The 25517-nt window shown below is 71.3% G+C and carries 26 protein-coding genes and 1 tRNA gene; 13 read left to right on the top strand and 14 right to left on the bottom strand.

Going from position 1 to position 25517, the window contains the following annotated elements; translation table 11 throughout:
- Window positions 1–13 precede the first annotated feature (13 nt).
- The 4 genes from ABD419_RS15345 to ABD419_RS15330 are packed head-to-tail and all read right to left on the bottom strand — an operon-like array spanning window position 14 to window position 2739.
- The gene (locus ABD419_RS15345; RefSeq protein WP_344487858.1) at window positions 14–1435 is read right to left on the bottom strand and encodes a PH domain-containing protein; all 1422 of its coding nucleotides are present in this window, start codon (window positions 1433–1435) and stop codon (window positions 14–16) included.
- Window positions 1432–1938 (bottom strand): PH domain-containing protein, encoded by a 507-nt coding sequence (locus tag ABD419_RS15340; protein WP_344487856.1) that lies wholly within the window; start codon window positions 1936–1938, stop codon window positions 1432–1434. Before ABD419_RS15340 ends, ABD419_RS15345 begins: the two co-directional genes overlap by 4 nt.
- Before the next feature lie 7 nt (window positions 1939–1945).
- Window positions 1946–2152: a hypothetical protein gene (locus tag ABD419_RS15335; protein ID WP_344487854.1), complete on the bottom strand. Its 207-nt coding sequence runs from the start codon at window positions 2150–2152 to the stop codon at window positions 1946–1948.
- 23 nt (window positions 2153–2175) lie between these two features.
- Window positions 2176–2739, bottom strand: a complete 564-nt coding sequence (locus ABD419_RS15330; RefSeq protein ID WP_344487852.1) for an alpha/beta fold hydrolase — start codon at window positions 2737–2739, stop codon at window positions 2176–2178.
- A gap of 384 nt (window positions 2740–3123) precedes the next feature.
- Between ABD419_RS15330 and ABD419_RS15325 the strand changes: the two genes are divergently transcribed.
- The 9 genes from ABD419_RS15325 (at window position 3124) to ABD419_RS15285 (ending at window position 11317) form a co-directional block, all read left to right on the top strand.
- Window positions 3124–4203: an AAA family ATPase gene (locus ABD419_RS15325; RefSeq protein WP_344487850.1), complete on the top strand. Its 1080-nt coding sequence runs from the start codon at window positions 3124–3126 to the stop codon at window positions 4201–4203.
- 4 nt (window positions 4204–4207) lie between these two features.
- Entirely contained in the window at window positions 4208–5104 is an 897-nt protein-coding gene (locus tag ABD419_RS15320; RefSeq protein WP_344487848.1) for a DUF58 domain-containing protein, read from the top strand.
- A 15-nt stretch (window positions 5105–5119) separates the two neighbouring features.
- A complete protein-coding gene (locus ABD419_RS15315; protein ID WP_344487846.1) occupies window positions 5120–6070 on the top strand; it encodes a VWA domain-containing protein in 951 nt (316 codons plus the stop codon).
- 145 nt (window positions 6071–6215) lie between these two features.
- A complete protein-coding gene (locus ABD419_RS15310; protein ID WP_344487844.1) occupies window positions 6216–6920 on the top strand; it encodes a beta-ketoacyl-ACP reductase in 705 nt (234 codons plus the stop codon).
- Between the two features lie 42 nt (window positions 6921–6962).
- The gene (fabI, locus tag ABD419_RS15305; RefSeq protein WP_344487842.1) at window positions 6963–7745 is read left to right on the top strand and encodes an enoyl-ACP reductase FabI; all 783 of its coding nucleotides are present in this window, start codon (window positions 6963–6965) and stop codon (window positions 7743–7745) included.
- A gap of 10 nt (window positions 7746–7755) precedes the next feature.
- Window positions 7756–8814: a ferrochelatase gene (locus ABD419_RS15300; RefSeq protein ID WP_344487840.1), complete on the top strand. Its 1059-nt coding sequence runs from the start codon at window positions 7756–7758 to the stop codon at window positions 8812–8814.
- Between the two features lie 77 nt (window positions 8815–8891).
- Window positions 8892–9407 carry an NfeD family protein gene (locus ABD419_RS15295; RefSeq protein WP_344487838.1) on the top strand — a complete coding sequence of 172 codons (516 nt, stop codon included), beginning with the start codon at window positions 8892–8894 and terminating at the stop codon, window positions 9405–9407.
- Complete coding sequence (locus ABD419_RS15290) at window positions 9395–10429, top strand: SPFH domain-containing protein (protein ID WP_344487836.1); 1035 nt, start codon at window positions 9395–9397, stop codon at window positions 10427–10429. Before ABD419_RS15295 ends, ABD419_RS15290 begins: the two co-directional genes overlap by 13 nt.
- A 57-nt stretch (window positions 10430–10486) precedes the next feature.
- Window positions 10487–11317, top strand: a complete 831-nt coding sequence (locus tag ABD419_RS15285) for a TrmH family RNA methyltransferase (RefSeq protein ID WP_425556070.1) — start codon at window positions 10487–10489, stop codon at window positions 11315–11317.
- Here ABD419_RS15285 and ABD419_RS15280 read toward each other — a convergent pair.
- Window positions 11314–11904, bottom strand: coding sequence for a TetR/AcrR family transcriptional regulator (locus ABD419_RS15280; RefSeq protein WP_344487832.1), 591 nt, complete (start codon window positions 11902–11904; stop codon window positions 11314–11316). The genes ABD419_RS15285 and ABD419_RS15280 overlap by 4 nt on opposite strands.
- Before the next feature lie 60 nt (window positions 11905–11964).
- Between ABD419_RS15280 and ABD419_RS15275 the strand changes: the two genes are divergently transcribed.
- Window positions 11965–12384: a DUF6463 family protein gene (locus ABD419_RS15275; RefSeq protein WP_344487830.1), complete on the top strand. Its 420-nt coding sequence runs from the start codon at window positions 11965–11967 to the stop codon at window positions 12382–12384.
- Here the strand turns inward: ABD419_RS15275 and ABD419_RS15270 are convergent.
- Together ABD419_RS15270 and ABD419_RS15265 are read right to left on the bottom strand one after the other, a co-directional pair.
- On the bottom strand, window positions 12333–13430 hold the full coding sequence (locus ABD419_RS15270; RefSeq protein WP_344487828.1) for a C45 family autoproteolytic acyltransferase/hydrolase: 1098 nt from the start codon (window positions 13428–13430) through the stop codon (window positions 12333–12335). The two genes, ABD419_RS15275 and ABD419_RS15270, sit on opposite strands and share 52 nt — an antisense overlap.
- A gap of 46 nt (window positions 13431–13476) precedes the next feature.
- Window positions 13477–14490 carry a phosphotransferase gene (locus tag ABD419_RS15265; protein ID WP_344487826.1) on the bottom strand — a complete coding sequence of 338 codons (1014 nt, stop codon included), beginning with the start codon at window positions 14488–14490 and terminating at the stop codon, window positions 13477–13479.
- 156 nt (window positions 14491–14646) lie between these two features.
- Between ABD419_RS15265 and ABD419_RS15260 the strand changes: the two genes are divergently transcribed.
- Window positions 14647–14731 (top strand) — tRNA-Leu (locus tag ABD419_RS15260).
- Between the two features lie 107 nt (window positions 14732–14838).
- On the opposite strand, the gene ABD419_RS15255 is transcribed toward ABD419_RS15260, so the two are convergent.
- The 4 genes from ABD419_RS15255 to ABD419_RS15240 all read right to left on the bottom strand — a co-directional run bounded on the left by ABD419_RS15255 (window position 14839) and on the right by ABD419_RS15240 (window position 19154).
- Window positions 14839–16089, bottom strand: coding sequence for an MFS transporter (locus ABD419_RS15255; protein ID WP_344487824.1), 1251 nt, complete (start codon window positions 16087–16089; stop codon window positions 14839–14841).
- Window positions 16090–16295: 206 nt separating this feature from the next.
- Entirely contained in the window at window positions 16296–17780 is a 1485-nt protein-coding gene (locus ABD419_RS15250) for a TfuA-like protein (RefSeq protein ID WP_344487822.1), read from the bottom strand.
- A 7-nt stretch (window positions 17781–17787) separates the two neighbouring features.
- A complete protein-coding gene (locus ABD419_RS15245; RefSeq protein WP_344487820.1) occupies window positions 17788–18990 on the bottom strand; it encodes a YcaO-like family protein in 1203 nt (400 codons plus the stop codon).
- The gene (locus ABD419_RS15240) at window positions 18987–19154 is read right to left on the bottom strand and encodes a hypothetical protein (RefSeq protein ID WP_344487818.1); all 168 of its coding nucleotides are present in this window, start codon (window positions 19152–19154) and stop codon (window positions 18987–18989) included. The genes ABD419_RS15245 and ABD419_RS15240 overlap by 4 nt, the downstream gene beginning before the upstream one ends.
- 612 nt (window positions 19155–19766) lie before the next feature.
- On the opposite strand from ABD419_RS15240, the gene ABD419_RS15235 reads away from it, so the two are divergent.
- Window positions 19767–21365, top strand: coding sequence for a hypothetical protein (locus ABD419_RS15235; protein WP_344487816.1), 1599 nt, complete (start codon window positions 19767–19769; stop codon window positions 21363–21365).
- Between the two features lie 294 nt (window positions 21366–21659).
- Here the strand turns inward: ABD419_RS15235 and ABD419_RS15230 are convergent, their stop codons facing one another.
- The 3 genes from ABD419_RS15230 to ABD419_RS15220 form a co-directional block, all read right to left on the bottom strand.
- A complete protein-coding gene (locus ABD419_RS15230; protein ID WP_344487814.1) occupies window positions 21660–22202 on the bottom strand; it encodes a PH domain-containing protein in 543 nt (180 codons plus the stop codon).
- 148 nt (window positions 22203–22350) lie between these two features.
- A complete protein-coding gene (locus tag ABD419_RS15225; RefSeq protein WP_344487812.1) occupies window positions 22351–23079 on the bottom strand; it encodes a hypothetical protein in 729 nt (242 codons plus the stop codon).
- Between the two features lie 161 nt (window positions 23080–23240).
- The gene (locus ABD419_RS15220) at window positions 23241–24461 is read right to left on the bottom strand and encodes an MFS transporter (RefSeq protein ID WP_344488042.1); all 1221 of its coding nucleotides are present in this window, start codon (window positions 24459–24461) and stop codon (window positions 23241–23243) included.
- Window positions 24462–24533: 72 nt separating this feature from the next.
- Between ABD419_RS15220 and ABD419_RS15215 the strand changes: the two genes are divergently transcribed.
- A complete protein-coding gene (locus tag ABD419_RS15215) occupies window positions 24534–25499 on the top strand; it encodes an ArsR/SmtB family transcription factor (protein WP_344487810.1) in 966 nt (321 codons plus the stop codon).
- Window positions 25500–25517: the final 18 nt, after the last annotated feature.

Raw genomic sequence — 25517 nt, 5'->3', positions numbered from 1 at the left:
CTCTAGACCCGCGTCAGGACAGCCGCGGCCGCTCCAGCGCGGCCGCGGCGTCCGCGCGGTCCCGCAGCTCCGACGCCATCGCCACCGCCTCGCGCACGTCGCGGTGCAGCGCCACGGCGTCGTGCCCGAGCCCGCCCGCGGCCAGCGCCCGCACCGTCGCCAGGCCCTGCATCCGCTGGATCCGGCCCTGCGTCACCTTCACCGACTGGATCCGCGCGTACGGCAGCGCCACATGGGTGTTCACCCACAACCCGTGCCGCACCACGAACGCCCGCTCCGTCAGGGCCGCACCGGTCTGCTTCCACGCCAGCGGCAGCCGCCACCGCGCCCGCCGCGGCGGCCGGGAGGTCTCGAACACGCTCGGCAGGTCCGGGACCGCCGCCGCGGCCACGATCGCCACCTCGTGCGGCTCGCCCACCGGCAGCGCTGTCGTCGACTTGACGGCCGTCGCGCTCTGCTGCGCCACCGCGGCCGTCCACACCTCGACGCGCCGCCACCGCCGCGAGCGCCACATCACCGGCTCGTCGAAGCTCACGCCCGTCACCCGGTCCACCGGGACCGTCTCGTGGCTGGTGTCGGTCAGGCCCCGCTGCACCAGCAGGTTCCCGCCGTCCCGGCCGATGCGGAACCGCCCGTTGCGCAGGAACCGGTTCACCATCGCCACAGTGCTCTGGAGGTACCCCAGCAGCGCGGGCGCGAAGAACCCCACCCACAGCGTCGTCGCCACCGTGCTGAACCCGAAGATCGAGCCGGTCACCGCGAACGCGGTGCCGAACACCGCGACGGCCGTGATCTGCACCGGCAGCGCCTCCAGCAGTGACGCGAGCGCCAGGCGCTTCACCGTCACCTGCGGCACCAGCAGCCCCGCGTCCCGGTCGGGCGCCTCGCCCTCGGGCGCCTCCGGCGGCGGGTCCGCGGCGGGCCGGCCGGCGATCGCCAGCAGCTCCGCGCGCAGCTCCAGGGCCCGGTCGGCTTTGAGGTACGCGAGCTTCGCGTCCGTGCCGTCGCCGCCGGCGACCTCGATGTTCAACTGCGCCAACCCGAACAGCCGCGCCCGGATCGGGCGCACCAGGTCCACCGACTGGAGCCGGTCCAACGGGACCGTGCGGTGGCTGCGCGTGAACACGCCGCCGTAGATGTGGAGCTCGCGGCCCCAGATCACGAAGCCGCGGTACTGGAGCGCGATGAGGCTCGCGATGCCGCCGACGACGGCCGCCGCGAGCGCGATGTAGATCGCGAACAGAAAGTTCCGCGAGGTGAACGCCTGGATGCCCGCCGCGGCGGCGGCCGCGGTCAGGAACCGGAAGCTCTCCAGCAGCGGGGTGAGCGGGTGCAGGCGCTGGCGCTGGACGCCCTCGGGCGGGGCGCTCGGCGGCGCGTACGCCTCGGGTCCGAGCGGGGCCTCCGCGAGCGGGGGAGCGGGCTCGTCGCTCACAGGCCCTCCCGGACCTCGGCGGCCCGGACGGCGAGCCGGTCGCGCAGCGCGGACGCGACGGGCGGGTCGAGCCCGGGCACCTCGGTGGTCGAGCCGAGGGCCGCGGTGCGCACCTGCACGGTGGTCAGGCCGAACATCCGCTCGATCGGTCCGGCGGAGAGGTCGATGAGCTGGATGCGGCCGTAGGGGACGATGCTCAGGCGGCGCGTCAGGAGGCCGTGGCGCACCAGCAGGTCCTCCTCGCGTTCGGCGTAGCCCCAGGTGGCGACCGTGCGGGCGACGGCCCAGGACCGCAGGCCCGCGAGGACGACGTACCCGCCGAGCGCCCACAGGAGGCCGTCCCAGCCGAGCCAGATCACCAGGGGCACGGCCGCGACGACGGCGAGGATGAGGACGTTCAGCAGGCTTCGCAGCACCCACACCGTGCGCAGCTGCGGGGACATCGGCTGCCACCGGAGGTCGCCGGGCCACAGGTCCCACACGGGGGTCGCTTTCGGGCTCATGACTCGATCATCGCACTTTCGCTATCTCGCACGGGAATCCGCGCGCCGTGAGGAAGTCGCGCAGCACCGGCAGGTGCTCGTCGCAGGCCGCCCAGCGCTTGACGCGCTCGCTGCCGTGGATGCGCGGGTTGCGCCACAGCAGCATCCAGGCCGCCTCGGCGCGGCAGCCGCGCGAGGAGCACACGGGCGCGGGCTCGGTTGCGTTGTCGGACACAGTGCGATTGTGCGTCATCGCCCTCAGCCGTGGCGAGGCCAGACCGCTGTGTCGATGAACGCCTCGACCGCCTCGATCACGTCGGCGAGTGCGTTCGCGGACTCCACGAGGGGCCGCCCGCGCAGGAACATGCCGTGGTCGGCGCCGCGGACCTCGCACACCTCGCCGGGCAGGTCGCGGGCGAGGGCCCCGTTCCACGCCGGGTCGGCGGTGCCGCCGATGAGCAGGAACGGCGCGGTGGCGCGGCGCAGGGCCTTGACGATCGGGTAGTCCTTGAGCAGCGGCGTGAACCAGATCGCCGGGAGCCCGTGGTGGGCCGCGAGCACCGCCGCCGCCGTCCCGAGGGACTTGCCGACCAGGAGCGGCGGGTCGTCGTTGTGGACCCGGTCGAGGACCGCCTCGGTCTGCTCGCACACGCCCTCGACCATGGTCTGCCCGTCGGACGCGAGCCGGTCCACGTTCTGCCACTCGATCGGATAGGTATGCGCCCCACGGGATTGCAGCGCCACGTGGGTGTACATCAGCAGCGGCCCTTGGACGCTGTAGTTGCGTCCGGGGAGGAGGAGAGCCTGGCGACGGCGGGACATGAGAGTGATTCTAGTTGTGTCGGGGCCCGTCGGCGGTTCCGCGAGCGGCGCGCCGCCCGGAAGACGAGAAGACCCGCACGACCACGGGGGAAGTCGTGCGGGTACGGAGAAAGCATAGCGCTCCGACATTTCGCAGCAACGGATTGAATCCGCGCGGCGTGTCACGCTCCAGGGCAAAAACCCCCCAGGGGTTTGCCGCGTTTCGGCGAGCGCAGTCTAGACCTGCTGCGCCGCAAGGGGTTCGGAGTAAACTGTCGGGTTCCCGACAAAAGGCGGTGCAGAAGCCCGAAACGGGTCCCTCCGGGCCCCTGCGGCCCTCGAACGGGCGCACTACCATCGACAGCACGAACCGCGCCACCGAGAGCCATGAGAGCTGGAGCCGATATGGGATCACCCGAGGGATCGGGAACGAACGGACTTCCCACCCCGGCGGAGAACGCCGCCCTGCTGGAGAAGGCCCTGTTCGAGATCAAGAAGGTCATCGTCGGCCAGGACGCCCTGGTCGAGCGGATGTTCGCGGCCCTCCTCGCACGCGGCCACTGCCTCATCGAAGGCGTGCCCGGCGTCGCGAAGACCCTCGCGGTCGAGACCATGGCCAAGGTCGTCGGCGCCGAGTTCAACCGCATCCAGTTCACCCCCGACCTGGTCCCCGCCGACATCGTCGGCACCCGCATCTACCGCCAGTCCTCGGAGGCCTTCGACGTCGAGCTCGGCCCGGTCTACACCAACTTCGTGCTCGCCGACGAGATCAACCGCGCCCCCGCCAAGGTCCAGTCCGCGATGCTCGAGGTCATGGCCGAGGGCCGCATCTCCATCGGCGGCCAGACCCACGTCCTCCCCAAGCCCTTCCTGGTCATGGCGACCCAGAACCCCATCGAGCAGGAGGGCGTCTACCCCCTCCCCGAGGCCCAGCGCGACCGGTTCCTGTTCAAGATCAACGTCGGCTACCCCACCGACGCCGAAGAGCGCGAGATCGTCTTCCGCATGGGCGTCGACACGCCCGTCCCCGACAAGGTCCTCGGCACCGACGACCTCCTGCGCCTCCAGCAGGCCGCCGACGGCGTGTTCATCCACAACGCCCTCGTCGACTACGCCGTGCGCATCGTCATGGCGACCCGCAACCCCGCCGCCGCGGGCCTCGGCGCCATCAGCCGCCACATCCAGTACGGGGCCAGCCCCCGCGCCTCCCTCGGCCTCATCCGCGCCACCCGCGCCATCGCGCTCCTGCGCGGCCGCGACTACGCCCTCCCGCAGGACCTCGACGACATCGCGCCCGACGTCCTCCGCCACCGGCTCGTGCTCTCCTACGACGCCATGGCCGACGGCATCACCGCCGACCGCCTCGTCGTGCAGCTCCTCGCCGCCGTCCCGGCCCCCACCGTGACCCCGCGCCAGGACGCCGCCCCGCGCCCCGCCGAGCCCTCGCCCTCCTACCAGCAGCCCCAGCAACCGGGGGCCTGGTAGCCGCGTGAACGCCGCCGACCTGCGCGCCCTCGACCGCCTCCAGCTCACGGTCGCCCGCCGCCTCGACGGGCTCCTCCACGGCGACTACCTGGGCCTGCTCCCCGGCGCCGGCTCCGAGCCCGGCGAGGCCCGCGAGTACCGGGCCGGCGACGACGTGCGCCGCATGGACTGGCCCGTCACCGCCCGCACCACCGTCCCGCACGTGCGCACCACCATCAGCGACCGCGAACTCGAGACCTGGCTCGCCGTCGACCTCTCCCCGAGCCTCGACTTCGGCACCGTCGGCATGCTCAAGCGCGAACTCGCCGAAGGCGCCGTCGCCGCGTTTTCCTACCTCGCCGGCCGCGGCGGCAACCGCATCGGCGCCGTCGTCACCGAAGGCGGCCCCGCCAAGGCCATCCCGCCCCGCCCCGGCCGCGGCGGCGCCCGCTCCCTCCTGCGCACCGTCACCGCCCTCCCGCGCGGCGAAGGCGCGGGCGACCTCGCCGAACTCATCGACAAGACCCGCCGCCACGCCCGCCGCCGCGGCCTCGCCATCGTCATCTCCGACTTCTTGGAAGATGAGGACCGACCGAGCGACTGGTCCCGCGAGCTGCGCCGCCTCGCCGTGCGCCAGCAGGTCCTGTGCGTCGAGGTCCTCGACCCCGCCGAACTCGCCCTCCCCGACGTCGGCGTCCTCGACCTCATCGACCCCGAGACCGGCGCCACGGTCGAGGTCCAGACCGGCAACGCCCGCTTCCGCGCCCGCTACGCCGAGGCCGCCGCCGAGCAGCGCGCCCGCATCGCCGCGGGCATCCGCTCGGGCGGGGCCGCCCACCTGCGCCTCTCGACCGGCTCGGACTGGCTGCGCGACATCGCCGCGTTCGTCGCCGAGCGCCGCCACCTCGCCGCTTACCGCTGACCGCAAGGAGAACCGTTGATCCGCCTGCTCGAACCCGCGTGGCTGCTGGCGCTCGTCCCCGTGGCGATCCTCGCCGGGGTGTACGTCTGGGCCCAGTTCGCCCGCCAGCGGGTCGCCGTCAGGTTCGCGAACGCCTCGCTCCTCGCCAAGCTCGTCCCGCGCATCCCCGGCTGGCGCCGCCACCTGCCCGCCGGCCTCCTCGTCATCGCGCTGGCCGTCCTCGTCGGCGGCATGACCCGGCCCGCGGTCGACGTCGACGAGCCCCAGGAGCGGGCCACGATCATCCTCGCCATCGACGTGTCGCTCTCGATGATGGCCTCCGACGTGGACCCCACCCGCATCGACGCCGCCAAGGCCGCCGCCTCCGACTTCGTCGCCGAGCTCCCCGAGCAGTACAACGTGGGCCTGGTGTCCTTCGCCGGGTACGCCTCGGTCGTCGTGCCCCCCACCAAGAACCGCGCCGAGGTCGCCACCGCCATCAACGGCCTCACCCTCGCCGAGGCCACCGCCACCGGCGACGCCGTGTTCGCGTCCCTCCAGGCCGTCCAGCAGGTCATGCCCGACGAGACCGGGCAGCTCGCGCCCGCGCGCATCCTGCTCCTGTCCGACGGCTACCGCACCGCCGGGCGCACCGTCGACGAGGCCGGGGAGGCCGCCGCCGCGGCCGACATCCCCGTCTCCACCGTCGCCTTCGGCACCGACGAGGGCGTCATCGAACTCGACGAGGAGCTCGTCTCCGTGCCCGTCGACCGCGAGGCCCTCGCCGGCCTCGCCGATGCCACCGGCGGCGACTACTACGAGGCCGTCACCGCCGAGCAGCTCCGCGCCGTCTACGAGGACATGGGCTCGTCCCTCGGCTACCGCACCATCGCCGAGGACGTCTCGCAGTGGTTCATCGGCACCGCGATGATCCTCCTGTTCGCCGCCGCGGGCCTCAGCCTGGCCTGGACCTCCCGCCTGACCTGAGTCCGACACCACACCCTCCGTGAAGGCCCCTTCGCCCATGAGGTGGGCCGTCGCTACGATCGTCGGTGGCTTCGTACAAAGAACATGAGGGCGTTCGTACAAACTGCGGTCGCCTCACGTCAATGAGCTTGAGGGAGTTCGGACAATGGCGCGCACCGTCCTCGTCACCGGAGGCAACCGCGGGATCGGCCTGGCGATCGCCAAGGCCTTCGCGGCCCAGGGCGACAACGTCGCCGTCACCCACCGCGGCTCCGGCGCCCCCGACGGGCTCTTCGGCGTCCAGTGCGACATCACCGACACCGAGTCCGTCGACGCCGCGTTCACCGAGGTCGAAGGCAAGTTCGGGCCCGTCGAAGTCCTCGTCGCGAACGCCGGCATCACCGACGACACGCTGCTGCTGCGCATGAGCGAGGACCAGTTCGAGCGCGTCGTCGACACGAACCTCAAGGGCGCCTGGCGCGTCGCCAAGCGCGCCTCCTCGAAGATGCTCCGCGCCAAGTTCGGCCGCATGATCTTCATTTCCTCGGTCGTCGGCCTCTACGGCAACGCCGGGCAGACGAACTACGCCGCGTCCAAGGCCGGCCTCGTCGGCCTCTCCCGCTCCATCACCCGGGAGCTCGGCTCGCGCAACATCACCGCGAACGTCGTCGCCCCCGGCTTCGTCCAGACCGACATGACCGACGCGCTCCCCGAGGCCCAGCGCCAGGCGTACCTCGACTCGATCCCCGCGAAGCGCTTCGCGACGGGCGAGGAGATCGCCGGGGCCGTCACCTGGCTCGCCGGCGACAGCGCCGCCTACGTCAACGGCGCGGTCATCCCGGTCGACGGCGGCCTGGGCATGGGCCACTAGGGCCCGGACAAGTTTTCAAGCAGGATCAACGGAGGAACTCACATGTCTGGAATCTTGGACGGCAAACGGCTGCTCGTCACCGGTGTCATCACCGAGCAGTCCCTCGGCTTCGGCGTGGCCAAGTACGCGCAGGAGCAGGGCGCCGACGTGGTCCTCACCGGTTTCGGGCGCCTCTCCCTGGTCGAGCGCATCGCGAAGAAGCTCCCCAAGCCCGCCCCCGTGGTCGAGCTCGACGCGACCGACCCCGAGCAGCTGGCCGGCCTCGCCGACAAGGTCCGCGAGCACGTCTCCGGGATCGACGGCGTCCTCCACGCCATCGCCTTCGCCCCGCCCGGCGCCCTCGGCGGGAACTTCCTGAACACCGAGTGGGCCGACGTCGCCAAGGCCGTCGAGGTCTCGACCTTCACCTACAAGTCCCTCGCCGTCGCCGCCCTGCCGCTCATGGAAAACGGCGGCTCGATCGTCGGCCTCGACTTCGACGCGCAGCAGGCCTGGCCCGTCTACGACTGGATGGGCGTCGCCAAGGCCGGCCTGGAGGCGGTCAACCGCTACCTCGCCCGCGACCTCGGCCCCAAGGGCATCCGCGTCAACCTGGTCTCCGCCGGCCCGCAGCGGACCATGGCCGCCAAGTCCATCCCCGGGTTCCAGGCCTTCGAGGAGGCGTGGACCAAGCGCGCCCCGCTCGGCTGGTCCCTCACCGACTCCGAGCCCGTCGCCAAGGCGTGCGCCGCCCTCCTGTCCGACCTCTTCCCGGCGACCAGCGGCGAGATCATCCACGTCGACGGCGGTTTCCACGCCGTCGGAGTCGAGCGCACCGAGCAGTAGCGGAGCCGCCATGACAGCCAACGAGACCGCACCCGCGTACGACGCCGTCCTCCTCGTCTCCTTCGGGGGACCGGAGGGGCCCGGCGACGTCCTGCCGTTCCTGCGCAACGTCACCCGCGGCCGCGGCATCCCCGACGAGCGCCTCGCCGAAGTCGCCGAGCACTACTACCACTTCGGCGGCATCTCGCCGATCAACCAGTGGTGCCGCGAGGTCATCGAGGCCCTCCGCCAGGAGTTCCGCAAGGCCGGCATCGACCTGCCCATCTACTGGGGCAACCGCAACTGGCCGCCGATGCTCGTCGACGCGGTCACCCAGATGACCGGCGACGGCGTCAAGAAGGCCCTCGCCCTGTGCACCAGCGCGTACGGCTCCTACTCCTCGTGCCGCCAGTACGTCGAGGACGTCAACGCCGCCCGCGCCGCCGTCGGCGAGACCGCGCCGCAGATCGACAAGATCCGCCACTTCTTCGACCACCCCGGGTTCGTCGGCGGCTTCGCCCGACAGCTCCGGGCCTCGCTCGACCAGATCGAGGACCGGTCGAACACCCGCGTCGTCTTCACCGCGCACTCCATCCCCGACGTCATGGAGGAGTGCTCCGGCCCCGAGGGCGCCCGCTACTCCGACCAGGTCGCCGAGGCCGCCGCGCTCGTCGCCGAGCACGCCGGCTGGACCGGGCCCTTCGACGTCGTCTGGCAGTCCCGCTCGGGCCCGCCGTCGATGCCGTGGCTCGAACCCGACGTCAACGACCACCTCAAGGTCCTCGCCTCCGAAGGCGTCGACACCGTCGTGGTCAGCCCCGTCGGGTTCCTCTCGGACCACATCGAGGTCCTGTGGGACCTCGACAACGAGGCCAAGGACACCGCGGCCGACCTCGGCCTGCGCTACCTGCGGGCCGGGACGCCCACGGTCGACGCCGACCTCGTCGGCATGTTCCGCGACCTCGTCGCCGAGCGCGTCCAGGGCGCCCCCCTCCGCCGCCTCGGGAAACTCCCCGTCTGGGACCCGACCGTCGAGGGCTGCTGCCCCGCGCGCCGGCCCCCCGCGCCGGAGAAGCACCGGAACCGCTGACGCCCACCGGGCCCGCGCGAGAGCGCGGGCCCGGACCGTAGTCCCCGCTGGTCCCGCCCGCATGACATGCTTGACGGGTGGACGACGTATTCATCTGGATCATCGTCGCCGTGATCCTCGGCGCGGTCGAACTCTTCACCGGCACCCTGGTCCTCGCCATGGTCGCCGTCGGAGCCGTGCTCGCCGGCCTGGGCGCCGCCGTCGGCGCGCCCCTGTGGCTCCAGGCCGTGCTCTTCGGGGTCGGCTCCGTCGCCTCGATCTTCGGCCTGCGCCCCTTCCTCAAGCAGGCCCTCGAATCCGACGCCAAGGGCGACACCACCCACCGCCCCTTCGGCACCCGCGCCATCCAGGGCGCCGAGGCCCGCGTCATCGAGAAGGTCGACCACTCCGGCGGCCTCGTCGAGATCGCGGGCGACAACTGGACCGCCTACCCCCTCGAACCCGACCAGCTCCTCGAACCCGGCGACACGGTCACCGTCGTCGAGATCAAGGGAGCGACGGTGATCGTGTGGAAGCAGTCGTTAAGTAGTCTTCTGCCCATAGCCCGCCGATCCGCCAGACCACTGGAGGCTGAGAAACCATGGAACCCGTAGGCATACTGCTCCTGATCGTCGCGTTCTTCCTGATCATCGTGCTCTTCCGCTCGATCAAGATCGTGCCGCAGCAGTGGAACTACATCATCGAGCGCCTCGGCCGCTACCGCCGCACGCTCGAACCCGGGCCGCGCCTCCTGGTGCCCTTCGTGGACTCCGTCCGCGCCAAAGTGGACCTTCGCGAGCGCGTCGTCAACTTCCCGCCCCAGCCGGTGATCACCGCCGACAACCTCGGCGTCCAGATCGACACCGTGCTGTACTACATCATCACGCAGCCCACCGCGGCCGTGTACAACATCGACGACTACCTCGCCGGCGTCGAGCAGCTCACCACCACCACGCTCCGCAACGTCGTCGGCTCCCTCGACCTGGAGAAGACCCTCACCAGCCGCGAGGAGATCAACGCCCGCCTCGCCGCCGAGCTCGACAAGGCCACCGACAAGTGGGGCCTCAAGGTCACCCGCGTCGAACTGCGCTCCATCGAGCCGCCGCTGAGCATCCGCGACGCCATGGAGAAGCAGATGCGCGCCGAGCGCGACCGCCGCGCCGCCATCCTCAACGCCGAGGGCACCAAGCGCTCCTCGATCCTCATGGCCGAGGGCGAGCAGCAGTCCGCCGTCCTCCGCGCCAAGGGCGAGCGCGACGCCGCGGTGCTCCGCGCCGACGGCGAGGCCAAGGCCATCCAGACGGTCTTCGCGGCCATCCACAAGGCCAAGCCCACCGACCGCCTCCTGACCTACCAGTACCTCCAGACGCTGCCCACGATCGCCCAGGGCACCGCCAACAAGGTCTGGGTCGTCCCCGCCGAGCTCACCAAGGCCCTCGGCGGCATCGGCAACGCGTTCGGCGGCGCCGACAAGACCGGCCCCAGCGAGGAGGAGGAGGTCGAGGTCGACACCAGCGCCCTCGAACTCGACGACTCCGCCCTCCAGGCCCTCGAGGCGGCCCAGCAGGCCGCCCGCGAGGTCCAGGACATCGGCGAGGGCAAGGACCGCGGCGAGCTCCCGCCCGCCCCGGCCTAGACCCGCCAGTGACGCCCCCGGGCGGCCCGACGGCCGCCCGGGGGCGCTTCGCGTCCCGTGGTGGACAATCACCGGGTGCCCGACCACGTAATCGAGATCGACGACCCCGCCGACGACCGCCTGGGCGACTACCGGGCGCTCACCGACCTGGCCCTGCGCACCCGCTTCGAGCAGCCCCACGGCCTGTTCATCGCCGAGGGCCACCAGGTCATCGGCCGCGCCCTGCGCGCCGGGTACCGCATGCGCTCCATGCTCATCGACGCCAAGCGCGCCGACCAGCTCGCCCACCTCGCCGGAGACGCCCCCTGCTACACCGCCGGGCCCGAGGTCCTCGAGTCGGTCACCGGCTTCCACGTCCACCGCGGCGCGCTGGCCTCCTTCCACCGCAAGGAGCTCCCGGCCCCGGCCGAGCTCCTGACGGCGGTGCGGCGCCTCGTCGTCCTGGAGGGCATCAACAACCACACCAACATCGGCGCGATCTTCCGCGTCGCCGCCGGCCTCGGCTTCGACGGCGTCCTCCTGGCCCCCGACTGCGCCGACCCGCTGTACCGGCGGAGCGTGCGCGTCTCGATGGGGGAGGTGTTCGCGGTGCCGTACGCGTACCTCGACCCGTGGCCCTCGGGGCTCGCGCAGGTCCGCGAGGCGGGCTTCACCCTGCACGGCCTCAGCCCCTCGCGCGGCGCGGTCGACATCGGCACCCTCTCGGCGGCCGAGCGCGAGCGCCCGGCGCTGCTCTTCGGCGCGGAGGGCCCCGGCCTGACCGAGGCCGCGCTCGACGCCTGCGACCGCACGGTCGTCATCCCGATGCACGCGGGCGTCGACTCCCTCAACGTCGCGGCCGCGACGGCCGTCGCCTGCTGGGAGCTCTCGCAGCCGACCCCGCGCTAGCCCTTCACCAGGCTGTCGGCGACCGACTCGGCCACCGTCGCCGACAGCGCCGCGACCTGCTCGCGGTCGCCGATGAGGATGAGCAGCCAGAAGAAGACCGGCCCGATGAGCAGGGCGTGCACCACGCGGACGTCGGGCATCGCCGCCAGCTCCCCGCGCGCGAGCGCCCGGTCGAGGACCTCCCCGAGGACGTACTGCTCGCGGCCGATGAACGACCCGGTGAACCGGGCGCCGAGCGCCTGGTCGGCGTGGATGTCGGCGAGCAGGCCGTGCAGCACGTCCGGCGGGGCCGCGCCCAGCTGCGCGGCGATGGTGCGGCACACCGCGGCCAGGTCGCCGCGCAGCGTGCCCGAGTCCGGCGGCGGCTGCTCCTCCATGCCGTGGACGGTGGCCGCGAAGATCATCTCCTGCCTGGTGGCGAACCGCCGGTAGATCGCGGCCTTCCCGATCCCGGCGCGCTTGGCGACCGCGTCCATCGTCAGCTTCGCGTACCCGCGCTCGACGAGCAGCTCGCGGGTGGCGCGCACGATGGCGTCGTCGATCTGGGCGTCGCGAGGGCGACCCACGTTCTGCTTCGGTCCGGTCATGGTCCTAGGATAGGGAACCGCCAGTATTGGAACTATCAGTTCCGTAATTAGGGAGTCGTCATGATCAGATGGGCCGGTTGGATCTTCACCGTCATCGGCGCGGGCCACCTCGTCCTCGGGCTCGCTCTCCTCGCGCCCGCCCACGCGTCCGCCTGGGTCTCCGGCGAGCTGTGGCTGCCCGAGAGCACCCTCGCCGAGATGTCCCCGGCCTTCGGCGGCTACTGGATGACCCTCGGCAGCTTCGGCGCCCCGCTCCTGGCCCTCGGCTTCACCGTCCTGTGGCTCGAGCGCCGCGACATCACCCCGCCGGCCTTCATCGCCTGGACCGTCGGGGCGTGGTCGATCGCCGCGGGCCTGGTCTTCGAGCCCGCGCCGTGGATCGTCGTCACCGCCGGCGCCGTCCTCCTGTGGGCCGGCGTCCGCCGGGCCTACAGCGCGACCGTGGTGAACTCCGACTCGCAGGGCGGGCCCCAGGTGTAGGAGAACTTGCGCGCGTCGAGCTCCAAGTGCGCGGCGAGCGCCGTGTGCGTGCGCAGCTCCTCCGGGTCGGTCTCGACCGGGTGACGGCACAGCCCAAGCGGACCGCCCTCGTGGTCCCGCATGGCCGCGTGCAGCCGCTCGGTCGACACCGGCGACTCCGCGGCCAGCAGCGTCTCCATCCGGTCGCACCGGTGATACGTGGACACGCGCCCGGTCTCGAGCCAGCTCTGGTACACCCCGAGCGCCTCGGGATCACGGAAGTGGTTGGCGTGCACCAGAGGCACATCGCCGTTCTGATAGATCACCCGAGACCCCAGCGGCGACGTCTCGACCGTCGCCACCCCCGAGGCCGCGCTCCCCACAAAGAAGTTCGCCGAGCACGCCGGCCGAGGGGCCGTGGCGTGCCCCACGGCCTCCGCCAGCGTCGTCGACTGCAGGATTCGCCACGTGCGCAGGTGGAACGGCACCGAGTCGATCTTCCAGTCGTCGGCGCTCGCCCCCAGCCCGTTGACGCACAGTCCGATCCCGGCCGAGTTGATCCCGATCTTGGTCCCCGCGACACCCGCCTCGGTGAAACCGACCACGGTCGTCTCGCCGTGCTTCCACTGGAGCAGCGCGCCCTCGACCCCGGTGAACCAGTCCCAGTTCTGCCCGATGTGGGTCCCGCCCGCCGTGAACACCCCGTCGGCGCCGCCGAACGACGTGCACTCCGACCTGATGCTGTCGACCGTGGGCCGCCCGAACTCGCTCCACGCCGAGTACAGCAGCTCGTACCGCGCGTTCAGCAGCGCGATGTCCAGCAGGTTCTGCCCCGACCCGTCCGCGATGCCGTCCATGATCGCCCGGTACAGCGAGTCCTCCCGGGTGAACACCCCGAGGTACCGCTGCGACCGCTCCGCGAGCTCCGCTTCCTTGAGACCCGACGTGAGCATCCGCGACCGGTACACGGCCACGTTCGCGGCGATCTGCTCCCGCAGCTGCTCACCGTGCTGCACGCCTTGCCGGTAGGGACTTCCCTGGAGGTGGATGAGGGGCAGTTCAGTCATGCGAGCCATTGTGACAGAAGCGATATCGCCCCGCCACCGTGAATTCTCAGCGCCCCATCAACGACTGCTCGACCTGCGAGTAGTGGATCGTCCACCACTTCACGAGCCCGGTCTGCCCCGGGAGCAGGTGGTCGCACGCGGAGTTGTGGCGCACGTAATGCCACTCGATCACCCAGTTGTCGGTGAGCCGGTCCCACCACAGCTGGTGCGTCGCCAGCCCGATCTCGGGCTCGCCCACGTCGAACACCGACCGGTATCCACCCGCGAAGGCCCGGATCCGATCGCAGTCGAGTCCCCGCTCGTCGCCGTAGGTGAAGTAGAACACCGCGGCGCGCGCCATCTCCCGCGCGTACGACGACACCGTCAACCGGTCCCAGTCCAGGATCGCGGAGATCCGGTCGTCAGGTCCGTGCAGCACGTTGTGCGGGTGCAGGTCGCCGTGCGTGTACCCCGTGTACTGCGACGCCAGGTCCGGCGGCCGCCGGTCCCCGAGCCGCACCAGCAGCCCGCGCTTCAACCGCAGCGTCTGCTCCGCCGTCGCCTCGAACCCCGTCTTGTCCCCGCGCCCGGCCGCGACCAGCTCCAGCAGTCGGTCGACCTTCTGCAGCGCCGCCTCGGTCGTCGGCGGGTTCTCCGCCTTCGGCGCCCGATCCGCCGGGATCGACGCGTGCAGCGTCCGGTGGAGCCGCCCGATCACCGACCCCAGATCCCGACACGCCTCACGAGACATCGACAAACCGGACTGGTGCCGGCCGCCCACCCACGGGAAGACGCCGAACTCCTCGCCCTCCAGAAAGATGGTGGTGCGCCCGTCCCGGCTGAGCACCGGCAGCACCACCGGCACGCCCGACGCGCCCAGCGTCTGCAGCACGTGGAACTGGAACTGGAGCTCAGGACCGGTCACGTCACGGAACAGCTTCAGCAGGTACGACCCGCTCGACGTGTCCACCCGCCAAGACCGGTTCATCAACCCGGTCTGCACCCGCTGCATCTGGTAGATCTGCCCCAGATCCCAATGCGCCAGCGCCGCGTCGGGGAGTCGAGGGGCGGTCACGGTCATACCCCCAAGCGTAGCCGCCGCCCGCCCCCCGCCCCGACCGCGAACCCCCTTGCGCACCCCCCGGCACCGTCGTGTAAAGTTTCATCTCGTGCCGGGGCAAGCCGAAACACCCACCTGGCAGGCAAAACAAACTCCATATACAATCTCACTGTGCACGCGCGGGTGGCGGAATGGCAGACGCGCTAGCTTGAGGTGCTAGTGTCCTATTATGGACGTGGGGGTTCAAGTCCCCCCTCGCGCACAGATAAGAAGGTTCCGGACATCCGGAACCTTCTTTTTTGCGCTCAGGTCGCGCCGTTCTCTTTGGCGGTCGCTGACCGGGAGCCGTTCTTGGAGCCGAGTTCGATCTCAGTATCGAGTCTCCAAGGGTCGCTTCGTGATCCGTTCTGTCAGGACGATGATGGCCGCGGTGGCGGTGAGGGCGGCGAGGAGGGCGAAGAGCTGGGGGTTGCCGCCGGTCCAGGTGGCGAGGTGGGCGCCGGCCCAGGGGCTGAGGGCGAGGGCTGCGGTGGCGGGTGCGGTGAGGATGCCGTGGAGGGTGCCGTAGCCGGCCGGGCCCCAGTGGTCGGTGACGATGGTGGCGTCCAGGAGGGTGAAGGCGCCGCGGGCGGCGCCGAGGACGATGACGGTGGCGAAGACGAGCCAGACCGGTCCGGCGATGAGTGCGGTGGCGAGCAGCGTGGCGGCGCCGGTGGCGAGGATGGCGATGGTGCGGGCGGTGGTGCCGGTCCGGGCGGCGAGGGGCGCGTAGGTGATGCGGCCGAGGAGCTGGCCGGCGCCGCAGAGGCCGAGGACCCAGGCGGCCGTGGTGGTGTCCATGCCGCGGCCGGTCGCCAGGGGGACGAGGTAGAGGTTCGAGGTGCCCATCGCGAAGGCGGCCAGGGCGATGGCGGCGGCGAGGGCGATGAACGTCGGCGAGGTGACGATCTGCCGCCGGTTCAGGGCGGGCGCGGATCCTTTGGACGCTTTCACAGGGTGGTGCGCGGTCCAGGGCGGGTCGAGGGCGAGGGCGTGTGCGGGGATGGTGATGAGGGCGAGGATCGCGGCGAGGACGAGGTAGGTGCCGCGCCAGTCGAAGTGCCCGGCGAGGAGGGCGGTCAGGGGTGCGAAGACGGTGGAGGCGAGGCCCCCGGCGAGGGTGAGGATCGTCAGCGCGCGGACCCGCTGCGGGCCATACCAGGCGGTGATGGCGGCGAACGCGGGCTTGTAGAGGACGGCGGCCTGGGCGATGCCCGAGAGGATCCAGGCGGCGGTGAACCACCACAGGTTCGGCGCGAACGCGATGCCGACCACGGCGACGACGGCGGTGACCGACCCTGCGGTCATGACCAGGCGCGGCCCGCGCCGGTCCAGGATCGGGCCGATCCCGATTCCGGCGAGTGCGGAGGCGGCGAGCCCGACCGAGAAGGCGCCCATGACCGCCGCGGTCGACCAGCCGGTGTCGGCCGTGAGGTCCGCGAGAAGCACCGGGAGGGCGTAGAACAAGACGCCCCAGCTGGTGATCTGGGTGGTGCACAGTGCGACGAGCACCCGGCGCGGGACGCGCTGCTGCGGATCGGACTCGGCGGCGGCGTGGGTATCGGGGACGCGGGTCGACATGAGGTCAGGTCTATCCGATTTCGTTGCGCGAGTTCAACACCGATGCGGCAACGTGTCGGGTGATGCGGGCCGCGTCGCGGCCGACGCCGCGGATGCCCGCCGAGGCGAGGCAGCGCTGATCGGCCTCCAGTTCGCGGCCGGCATCGGCCGAATTCTGCTCATCGGCGGCTCACTCGCCCTCGCCGCCTCCCAAGCGCTGCTGCCGGTCATCGTCGACCACGACGGGGAGCACTGGCATCGGGAAGCGCGTCGCTCCCGCGCCGGCCGTCATCGGCGGATCTCAGCCCGGCGCTGGAGCGGCCAGCGCCGCCGCCGTACTCGGGCGCGCCCATGGTCAGCTCGACCAGGCCCGGGTTGTACTTGGCCAGCAGGTAGTACGGCCTCGCGGCCGCGATCAGGACGTCCAGGGACGCGAGGCCCCGGTCCAGGGCGTGCAGCGCCAGGTTCCGCGGTTCGACGCGCCAGCGCCCGGCCAAGTACGACAGGATGCGGTCCGCCGACAGCGAGTGGATGTCGAAGTCGTCCTGGCGTTGCCGTGCCTCCTCGTTCGCTCGCGCAGCGGTGGTGACGATCCGCGCCGCCTCGGCTGCGACCGGCCGGGAGCGGAGCCGGTCGAGCGCCAGGCCGTCCGCGGGTATACCGGGCGCGACCTGGAAGCCGCGGGCCACGAACGCGGCGAGCCGGTCGCGGACCGGAGCGCCGTCCCGCTCGGCCGGAGTGAGCCACGGGTCGAGAAAGTCGAGCTCTCCCGGTTCCATCGCACCGAGGTCGGGGACGATGCCGCGGTGCCGCGCGTGCGCCAGGGCCGCGTCGAGTGCACCCGCCGCCTCGGGCCGGTCGCAGGTCTCGGCGCATTCGCGGGTCAGCGCGTCGAAGGTCAGCTCCCGGTGGAAGGACGGGTAGTCGTCCGCGAAGAGCTGGCATGCGCGCAGGACGCTCATCTCGGCGACCGGCCCGTCCGCGGTCTCGATCGAGCGCGCGCCGAGCCGCCAGCGGTGCAGGAAGCCCGTGGGCTCCCGGCTCACCCGGACGGCGGGCCTGGTGTCATCCAGCCGGCGCAGCACGCCGAGGAGCCGCAGCGCGTCCTCGCGTTTGCGGTTGACGGCCCGGGTCGCGAACAGCTCCCGCAGCCGTTCGCACTCCGCGTCGGGCAAGTGCGCCTCGCGGCACAGTCGGAGCAGGTCGGGGTAGGTGCGCAGCCGGTACGGGCGGCGGGCGAGAGTGGTGGCGAGGCCGCTCGCGGTGTCCGCGTCGAGGACGCCTTCGCGCACGCACAGCTCCAGCGTCGCCCGGATGTTGACCAGGGGCTCCGAACCCGCCTGATAGCCCACGTCGGCGGGTCCGTGCAGCAGCGCCACCTCGTCGTCGGCGGTCAGCTCACCCCGCCGGTAGGCCCGGTAGATCCGGCCCACGCCGCGCATGCCGAGGACGTCGAGTTCGGCGGCGCGCAGCGCGCCCATGCTGGCGGCGCCCAAGACCGTGACGCCTGCGTCGAGCAGGTCGAGGATCTCCTTGTGCCGCACCGCGCGTGTCTGGTGGAAGTACCCGTCGACGATGCCGACCGCGTCGCCGGCGCGCGCGCCGAGCCGCAGCAGGTCGCCCGCCGCGACGGGCGGGCGCACGATCACGTCGCCTCCGGCGAGCGCGGCGGCGTCGGGCAGGCTCGGACCTGCGAACAGGTAGCGGGTCATCGGGTCCTCACAGGATCGTCGGATCGAACAGCAGTCCGGGGCAGACCACCCGCACGACCGGGATGCCCACCTCGTCCACGGTGTGGTCGGCGGCGAGCGGGGACCGGCCGGTCACGGCGACCACACCGGCCACGACGGTGCGGACGTCCTCGGCGAGACTCGCGTTCCGGACGGAGGGGACCGCGTCGTACCCGACCGTCGCGGACTTGTCCGGCGGTGCCGGCTTCAGGGAGCGTCCCGCGAGGGCCCGCCGGTAGGACCCCGCGGTGAGGTCGTCGCGGGAGGCGGCGATCTCGGTGACCCGGGACTGGGCCGCCTCGGTCAGCGCCCGGCACAGCGCGACGTCCCGGTCCAGGTGCGCTCCGGCCCCGGCGAACAGCACCGGGAACATCTCGCTCCAGATCGTGGCGCGGAAGCACGCGACGCCGGTCGGCGAGGGCAGGACCTCGACGCGCACGTCGACGTCGGCGGCCGACAACCGTTCGAGGACCTCCGCTGCTGACCCGTCCACGGTGTCGAGGTCGATGAAGCGCGTCCCGGAGGTCTCGGCGCGGGTCAGGGCGTCCCGTTCGATGACCTCGTACATGCCGTGGAGCGCCGCTTCGTCGAACGTGTTCCCGCTGGCGAGGCCGTTGCTGTGCACCGCGAACAGCGGCGGTGTCCAAGTCGGACGGACGCGCCCGTCGAGTCGCAGGAGGTCGCCGGGCAGGAACGAGTCCCCGCCGCCGTCGAGCCGCCGCGCCCGGGTCCACCGCAGTCGCAGTCCCGGCCGCAGATAGTGGCGCGGCTCCAGCGGCAGGTCGCGCACCCGGTAGCCGCACGTGCGCTCGACGTCGGCCACGGCGGCGACCGTCTCGCCTGGTGCCGCACGCTCGGCGTGCCAGGTCTCGATCGATTCCATCGCCGCGGAGATCTTCGCCAGGTCGTCCGTCAGCCCCTTGCCCTGGCTCACCGACAGCGTCCAGGACTCCGGCCGCACCGCCTGGTACACCGGGATGCCGATCTCGTCGAGCCAGGTCACCTCTGCCACCCGGGTGATCCCTAGTGCGGGGAACAGCGGCTCGATCCGGCGCAGGGTCTCCTCCGGGGTCAGCGCCCGGTGGGTGCCGTACCAGCACGCCTTGCGGTCGTCGTCGGGCCCGGGGGACGCTGCCGCCGGGCCGCCGCCGAACCCGTCGGCTACGGCCCGGCGTCGCACTGCCTTCGTCACGCGCCGTGCACGTCGGCGGGGTCGACCCCCGTGGTCTGCGTGAAACGGAAGTAGATGCCGCTGCCGTCCGCTTTCGCGAGCGGTTCCCGGGTGTCGCGGGTGTCGGTCGCGCGCTCTTCGAGTTCGGCGCGAAGCTTCTCGTCGGTGGGGAGGATGAAGTCCATGTGCAAGGCTCCTATCGTCGACCGGCCCCGCCGGAGCGTGGCCGTGTTGCTCCAGAAACTATCGAAGCGCCTTGAGTGGCACAAGAACTCGCCGCGGATCCCGCCTGCGTCCCGCCGGAGTCCCGCCCCGCGCGGTCATGCAAGCGCCGGCCCAGAGCATCCGGTGCTTGTACGCACTCCCGTCCGGTCGGCGTAGCGGTTCGTAGCGGCACTTGAAACGGGCACCTGCCGCTTCGCCGGACACTTCCGGAGGGGGTGCGTGAACAGCGACAGAGGCGTTCGGCGAGGTTGAAAAGGCTTGTTTTCGGCGGTGCGAAAGCCGTACTTCGTTACCTTCGCGTCCAGGGCGGATCACCGGTGTTCGCGGTGCGGATGATGTCCCTGCGCGCCAGCGCATCGGAGTGACGACTGAGGGGTGGCAGCCTGATCACGTGCGAGAGGCGCCGGCAAGCCGCTGGTGCAGTTCGTTAGTAATTGTCACGAAATGCGGTTGTCGTATCGGCTTCGGGCCGGAAACCTTGAGCGGCCTCGCAAGCCGGTGTGGCTGGTGATTCTGGATGCAACGCGATCGATCATCACGGTTTGGTCGCCCATCCGAGAAAGAGAGACATCATGGACAGGTACTTCGTCAGGGTGAGCTACGGCCCCGATGTGTGGGAGACGATCGTCTGGGGGGTCGACGCTGAGAGGGCGAAACAGGCGGCCTTCATGGTCTTCCAGAGCCATTTCCCGAGGACCCGAGCGACTCGGTGGGAGAACTGCTCCTACCTGCTCGAGAAGCGGAACCTGACCGAGGGCATGGCGCTCCGCGGCGCCGGCGGTGTCGCCGGTGGCACCGGCACCACCGCTGCGCAGCAGGCGTTCTCCGACGAGCTCCAGGGCAAGATCGGCGAGTTCCTCGGCACCAAGCTGGACGGCAAGTTCCACACCGTGTCGTATCCGGCCGGATTCAACTACGGGATCACGTACGGTCCCAACGCGTACTACAACGCGGCGACGCTCCAGGACCTCGACTCGCGGCTGCAGACGTCCGACAGCGGCCAGCTCCAGCTCAGCACCGACCGCTTCTCGACGCTCTACGGCAACGTCCTGGGGGCGACGGTCTTCGGCTTCTCCAAGGCCGACCAGCAGATGATGGACAAGGAGGACACGGCCGCCGCGTCGCAGATCGCGTCGATCCTGACCGAGTTCACCAACGCCCAGTTCACCTGGACCAACCCGCTGCCGGTGGGCGGGAAGCTCCAGGACGTCTTCGACCAGCTGCTGACGAGGTACGGCACCTTCGAGAACATGCCGGACTCGCTTGCCGCTCTCTACAACGCCATCGCGAACTACAAGGTGATGGCCGCGAACAGCATCCAGCTGCACCGCAGGTACTTCGAGGCCACCGCCCTGCTCAAGGCCGCCCGAGCCAACATCGTTCAGGCGAGCGCGGCCAACGGCGGCGAGGAGATCGGCGCCGGCCAGTTCTACGTCGGCTACACGCCCGACAAGCTGCCCAGCGCGAACCAGCTCATCGGGCAGCTCCAGACCGACGGCAACGCCGTGTCGCTCCACCTGGAGCTGTCGAACTTCTCCTCGAAGTCGACCGACCTGAGCGTGGGGGGCAAGGCAGGGTTCTCGGTCCCGATCATGGACGCCGTGGGCATCAACTTCGGCGCGTCCGCGTCCTACGACCTGTCGACCTACACGTCGAGCTCGTCCACCGTCACGATCGACCTCGACTACAAGGGCGTCACGATCATCGGTTCGGCGCCGACGGCCCTGACGCCTGACGGCACGGTGGGCTGGTACGACGGGCAGATCCTCGACGAGATCGCGACGAAGACCGGTCAGGACGCGACCGGGTACCAGCTCCACGGCAGCGAGTTCAACGTGGGCGATCTGTTCGGGGAGGGCAAGAAGCTCTCGCGCCTGAAGACCTTCGTCGTCTCCCGGCAACCGGAGATGTCGATGACGTTCAAGGGCGGCAACGCCAGCAAGGTCACCAGCGACATGAAGGTCGGCGCGACGGCGTCGGTGGACCTGTTCGGGCTGTTCCGAGTCGGCTCGGCATCGGCGAACTACTCGGTGAACAAGGTGGACACGAGCTCCAGCGACGGCTCGGTCACCGTCACCTTCGGCGCACCCGAGCCGAGCGGCACGATCCCGCTCGCGCAGCAGGTGGCGTACGTGATGGGTGGTGTGCCGTCTTACCCGCCCAACTCGTGAACCGTTGCGAGTCGCTGACCGCACTCGCAGAACGGGGGCGGGGCCGCCCGATCAGGTGGTCCCGCCCGGTTTCGTGCCGGTGAGCGTCATAGACGGAAACCCACTGCGAACGGGATGCAGCAGGCCCCGGGTGACCGGGGCCTTTCCGTCTGCGTCGAGTCCGAAGGCTCTGGTGGCAGGGTCTTTCTTCGTGTACTGGGACTGGTTTCAAGTCCATAGACGACCGTCAGGCCGGCCGGGCGCCGCTGCCGCTCGATAGCGTTCGACCTGGTCCCGACCCAGAACGACGGACGGTCAGGTCTGCTGCTCGGTGGTGTCCAGTTTCGGCGACCGCGCCTCGATGAGGCGGTAGATCTCGCTGCGCACCTGCCGAGGGTTCCGGATGAAGTGGAACCGCACCTCGGAGCCCGAAGCCGAGGACTTGAACCTGAGGTCGCCGTACCGGAACAGCCGCGCGATCGGCGACTGGTGGTACTCCACGGCGGTGATCTGCATGACCGGCACCTCGCTTCCGCTGCGGCTCAGCACCACCCACTGGAAGATGACACGGTCGGTGGTCACGATGTAGCGGGTCGCCAGGATGCGAACGGGGATCACGAACAGTTGGAAGGCGCTCCGGATCAGGAGGACGCCGTCGACCACGATGCCGGAGATGAGCAGCAACCTGACGACATCACTCATCTGACTCTCTCCGTTGATGTACACGGAGCCCAGGACGGCGAAGATTGCAAGGTAGATCGCGATCCTGGTACAGGCGCCGAGCAGCGCGAGCCAGTGCGGGCGGAAGTAGAAGCGGACTTCCTCGCGCGGAGCGAGAATGTTCTCAGGGAACGGCATGGCGGCTCCAGAGGGGGACTGGGAGACCGAGGTCACGAACTTCCATGTTACCCAACGTGAACCATATGTGCGGTTCCCGTCGGCACACTGGCAATCGTTGCTGGCTGCGCGGGGTGCGGGTCCCGTTCGGCGAGCGGTGCTCGTCGTCCTACCCTGATGCGGCCGTCGTTCGCAGGGAGGCCAGGCCGCGGCGGGCGATGCGCCAGACGGCGACGGCGCCGCCGATGAGGAGGAAGGCCGCGTAGCCCAGCGTGGTCGCCGAGCGGAACCGGCTCCAGCCGATGGTGATCGCGCTGTCCCGCGGATAGAAGTCGACCGCTCCTTCGCTCGTGGCCTGCTGCGACCGCTCGAACAGCCAGGTCGAGCCCGCGTCGAAGCCCCAGTGGAGCATGAACCCCACCGCGAACCCGATCGCCATCGCCCCGACCGCCGTCGCACCGGCGAGCACGTGGTCCACCAGCCGGTCGAGCATTCCGACCTCCATGGCCTTGAGCGTCTCCTCGAAGCCCCAGGCGAGCAGACCGATCACGAGCGCGAACAGGACATAGGGCCAACTCCAGAACCAGGATTCGCGTTCCAGGAACTTGAGTGCCACGTCGACCGCCATTCGCTCCGGCTCGGTCAGCCGGCCGGCCTCGCTCACCGAGGTCAGCACCTTGGCGGCGTATCGGACGATCCACCCGAGGACCCATGCGAGGAACCAGGCGAACAGCATGGTCAGTCCGACGCTCACTCCCGCGGCGAGCATGAGGAGCTTCCACTGGTCGTTGGGCACCCGGCCCTGGGGGTCGACCCGGTCGCGGACCAGTCGCGCCGACACGATGATGCCACCGGCGATCGCGGTGGCGACCAGGCCGAGGAGGATGTTGGCGATCATCGTTCGAGAGTAGGCAGCCGCTTCAAGCTGCTCCATCACCGCAATAGCGCATCAATCGCTGCAAAGCCCTCGGCAATCGCCCTGATGCCCGTTCGAAGGGATGGCGGCGTTCACCGGTTCGGGTGAGCGTCGGTTCGGCCTTCGGCGGCACCGTTCTCAGCTCAGACGATTCGGCTCCGGGACGCGAAGAGGATCGTCCATTGCAGTGCCATGCCGACGGCACCGCACCACATCGCGGCCTGCGGGGAGGCGAGTTCGCCGATGACGGCGGCTGCGGTGGCGCCGAGGGCGACCGCGCCCATGAGGAGGAACCGGAACACGGCGTTCATGCGGCCCAGGAGGGGGTCGGGGGTCAGCTGCTGGCGCAGGCTCACTCCGATCACGTTTGCCATGCCGATGACCGAACCGGTGAACGCCCATGCCGCGCCCGATGCCCATGCGCCCCAACCCGGGCCAACCAGCGGCAGGCAGAGCGCCGCGGGGGCCGCGGCCGCGCCGAGGGTCCAGAGCGCGCGTCCGGCGCCGAGCCGTGAGCGGAGCCGCCGGGCGGCGGTCGCGCCTGCGAGGATGCCGACCGCGCCCGCGGCGAGGTGGAGCCCGAGCCCGTACGCGGGCAGGCCGGCGCCGATCCAGACCAGCGGCAGCATCGTCAGGAACATCTGGATCGAGCAGTTGTTGAGCGCACCCGCGAGGACGAGCGGCCGCAGGGCCGGATGGCGCAGGACGTGCCCGAGGCCCTCGCCGATCTCCCCCAGGAGCGGCCGCCGGGGCGCGGCCGGGGCGGGTGCGGTCCTGATGCGGGCGACGAACATTGCCGACCACAGGTACCCCGCGGCATCGGCGAGGATCGCCACCGGGGCGCCGACGAGCGAGACGAGGAACCCCGCCGCGCCGTTGCCGCCGATGCCCAGGGCCGAGTCGAGCGCGACCAGGCGCGCGTTCGCGCCGGTGAGATGCGACCGGTCGACGATCGCCGGCAGCACCGACTGCTGGGCGATGTCGAACGCGGTCGTGCCCACGCCCGCCAGGAACACCACCGCGTACAACTGCCAGACGGTGAGCATGTCGAACCACCAGGCGACCGGGACGCTGAGCAGCAGCGCCGCCCGGGCGAGGTCGGCGGCGACCATGAGGCGCCGCTTGTCGGCCCGGTCGATCCAGGCGCCCGCGGGGAGCCCGAGCAGCAGGGCCGCCGCGGTCGCGAGCGCGGCCAGCGCCCCGACCTCGCCCGCGGTCGCCCCGAGGACCTCGATCGCGAGGAGCGGGACGGCGATGTAGGACAGGTACGTGCCGAGCTTGGCGGCGACGGCCGCGGTGAACAGGCTGCGGAAGTCCGGGTTGTCGCGCAGGCGGTCCGAGGCGGGGCCGGGCGGTGCGGTCATGGTGGTCACCGGCCGAGCGTCGCGCGGGGCGTCCGGTGCGGCAATGGATTCGGTCGTGGCTAAATTCAGCGGGTGATCGAACTCCGCCTGTCCGTCGCCGATCTGGCGAGCACGCGTTTCGCGATCTCCCCGCTGTGGGAGGTGACCGCGAGCGTCCGCGTCCTGCGCGCCCCCGGCGAGCACGCCCTGCACCGGCGCTGGGTCCGGGCCGTGCGCGACCGCCTGCGCGGCATCGACCTCCGGCCCCTGCTCGAGCTGATCCCGGCGAACTCGCCGGGCCTCCCCGCGTTCCTCGCCCCGCCGCCGGCCACCTCGACGCCCGACATCGCCACCGAGCTGGCCGCCATGCGCACCCTCGACCACGACCGGATCCGATCGGGCCTGGACATGCTCGCCCCCACACCCGCGATCGAACGCTTCAGCGACGACCCCGACACCGGCCTCGACCGCCTCGCCGCCGCCGTCGAGGCGTACTGGGAGACCGCGCTCGCGCCCTGGTGGCCCCGCATCAGGACCCTCTGCGAACACGACCTCAGGCACCGCTCCCGGCTCCTGGCCGAAGGCGGCGCGCAGCGGCTCTTCGCCGACCTCTCGCCCCGCATCGCCTGGGACGCGGCCGGCGTCCTCCGCATCGACAGCGGCTGGAGCATCGACGCGACACTCGGCGGCCGCGGACTCCTGCTGGTGCCCACCGTGTTCGGAGGCGACCGCGTGCACTCCGTCGTCGCCGAGCCCTGGCAGCCGACCGTCCGGTACAGCCCGCGCGGCCTCGGACTCCTGTGGCGCCGCGACGACCCGCAGGCCGCGCCCGGCCTCGCCGGAGTCCTCGGCCCGACCCGCTCCGCCCTCCTGGCGGCGCTGGCCGAACCCGCCGACACCGGCGAGCTCGCCGACCGCTGCGGTCTCAGCGCCGGCGGCGTCTCGCAGCAGCTCCAGCTCCTGTTCCGCGCCGGCCTGGTCACCCGGCACCGTGCCGGACGGCGGGTCCTCTACAGCCGCACCCTCGCCGCCGAGGCGCTGCTGGCGGCCGCGGCCTGACCTTCCGGCCGGGCCGGT

The sequence above is a fragment of the Glycomyces endophyticus genome, assembly GCF_039531525.1.
Lineage (GTDB): Bacteria > Actinomycetota > Actinomycetes > Mycobacteriales > Micromonosporaceae > Glycomyces > Glycomyces endophyticus.
This window is presented reverse-complemented; position numbering and strand designations above follow the sequence as displayed.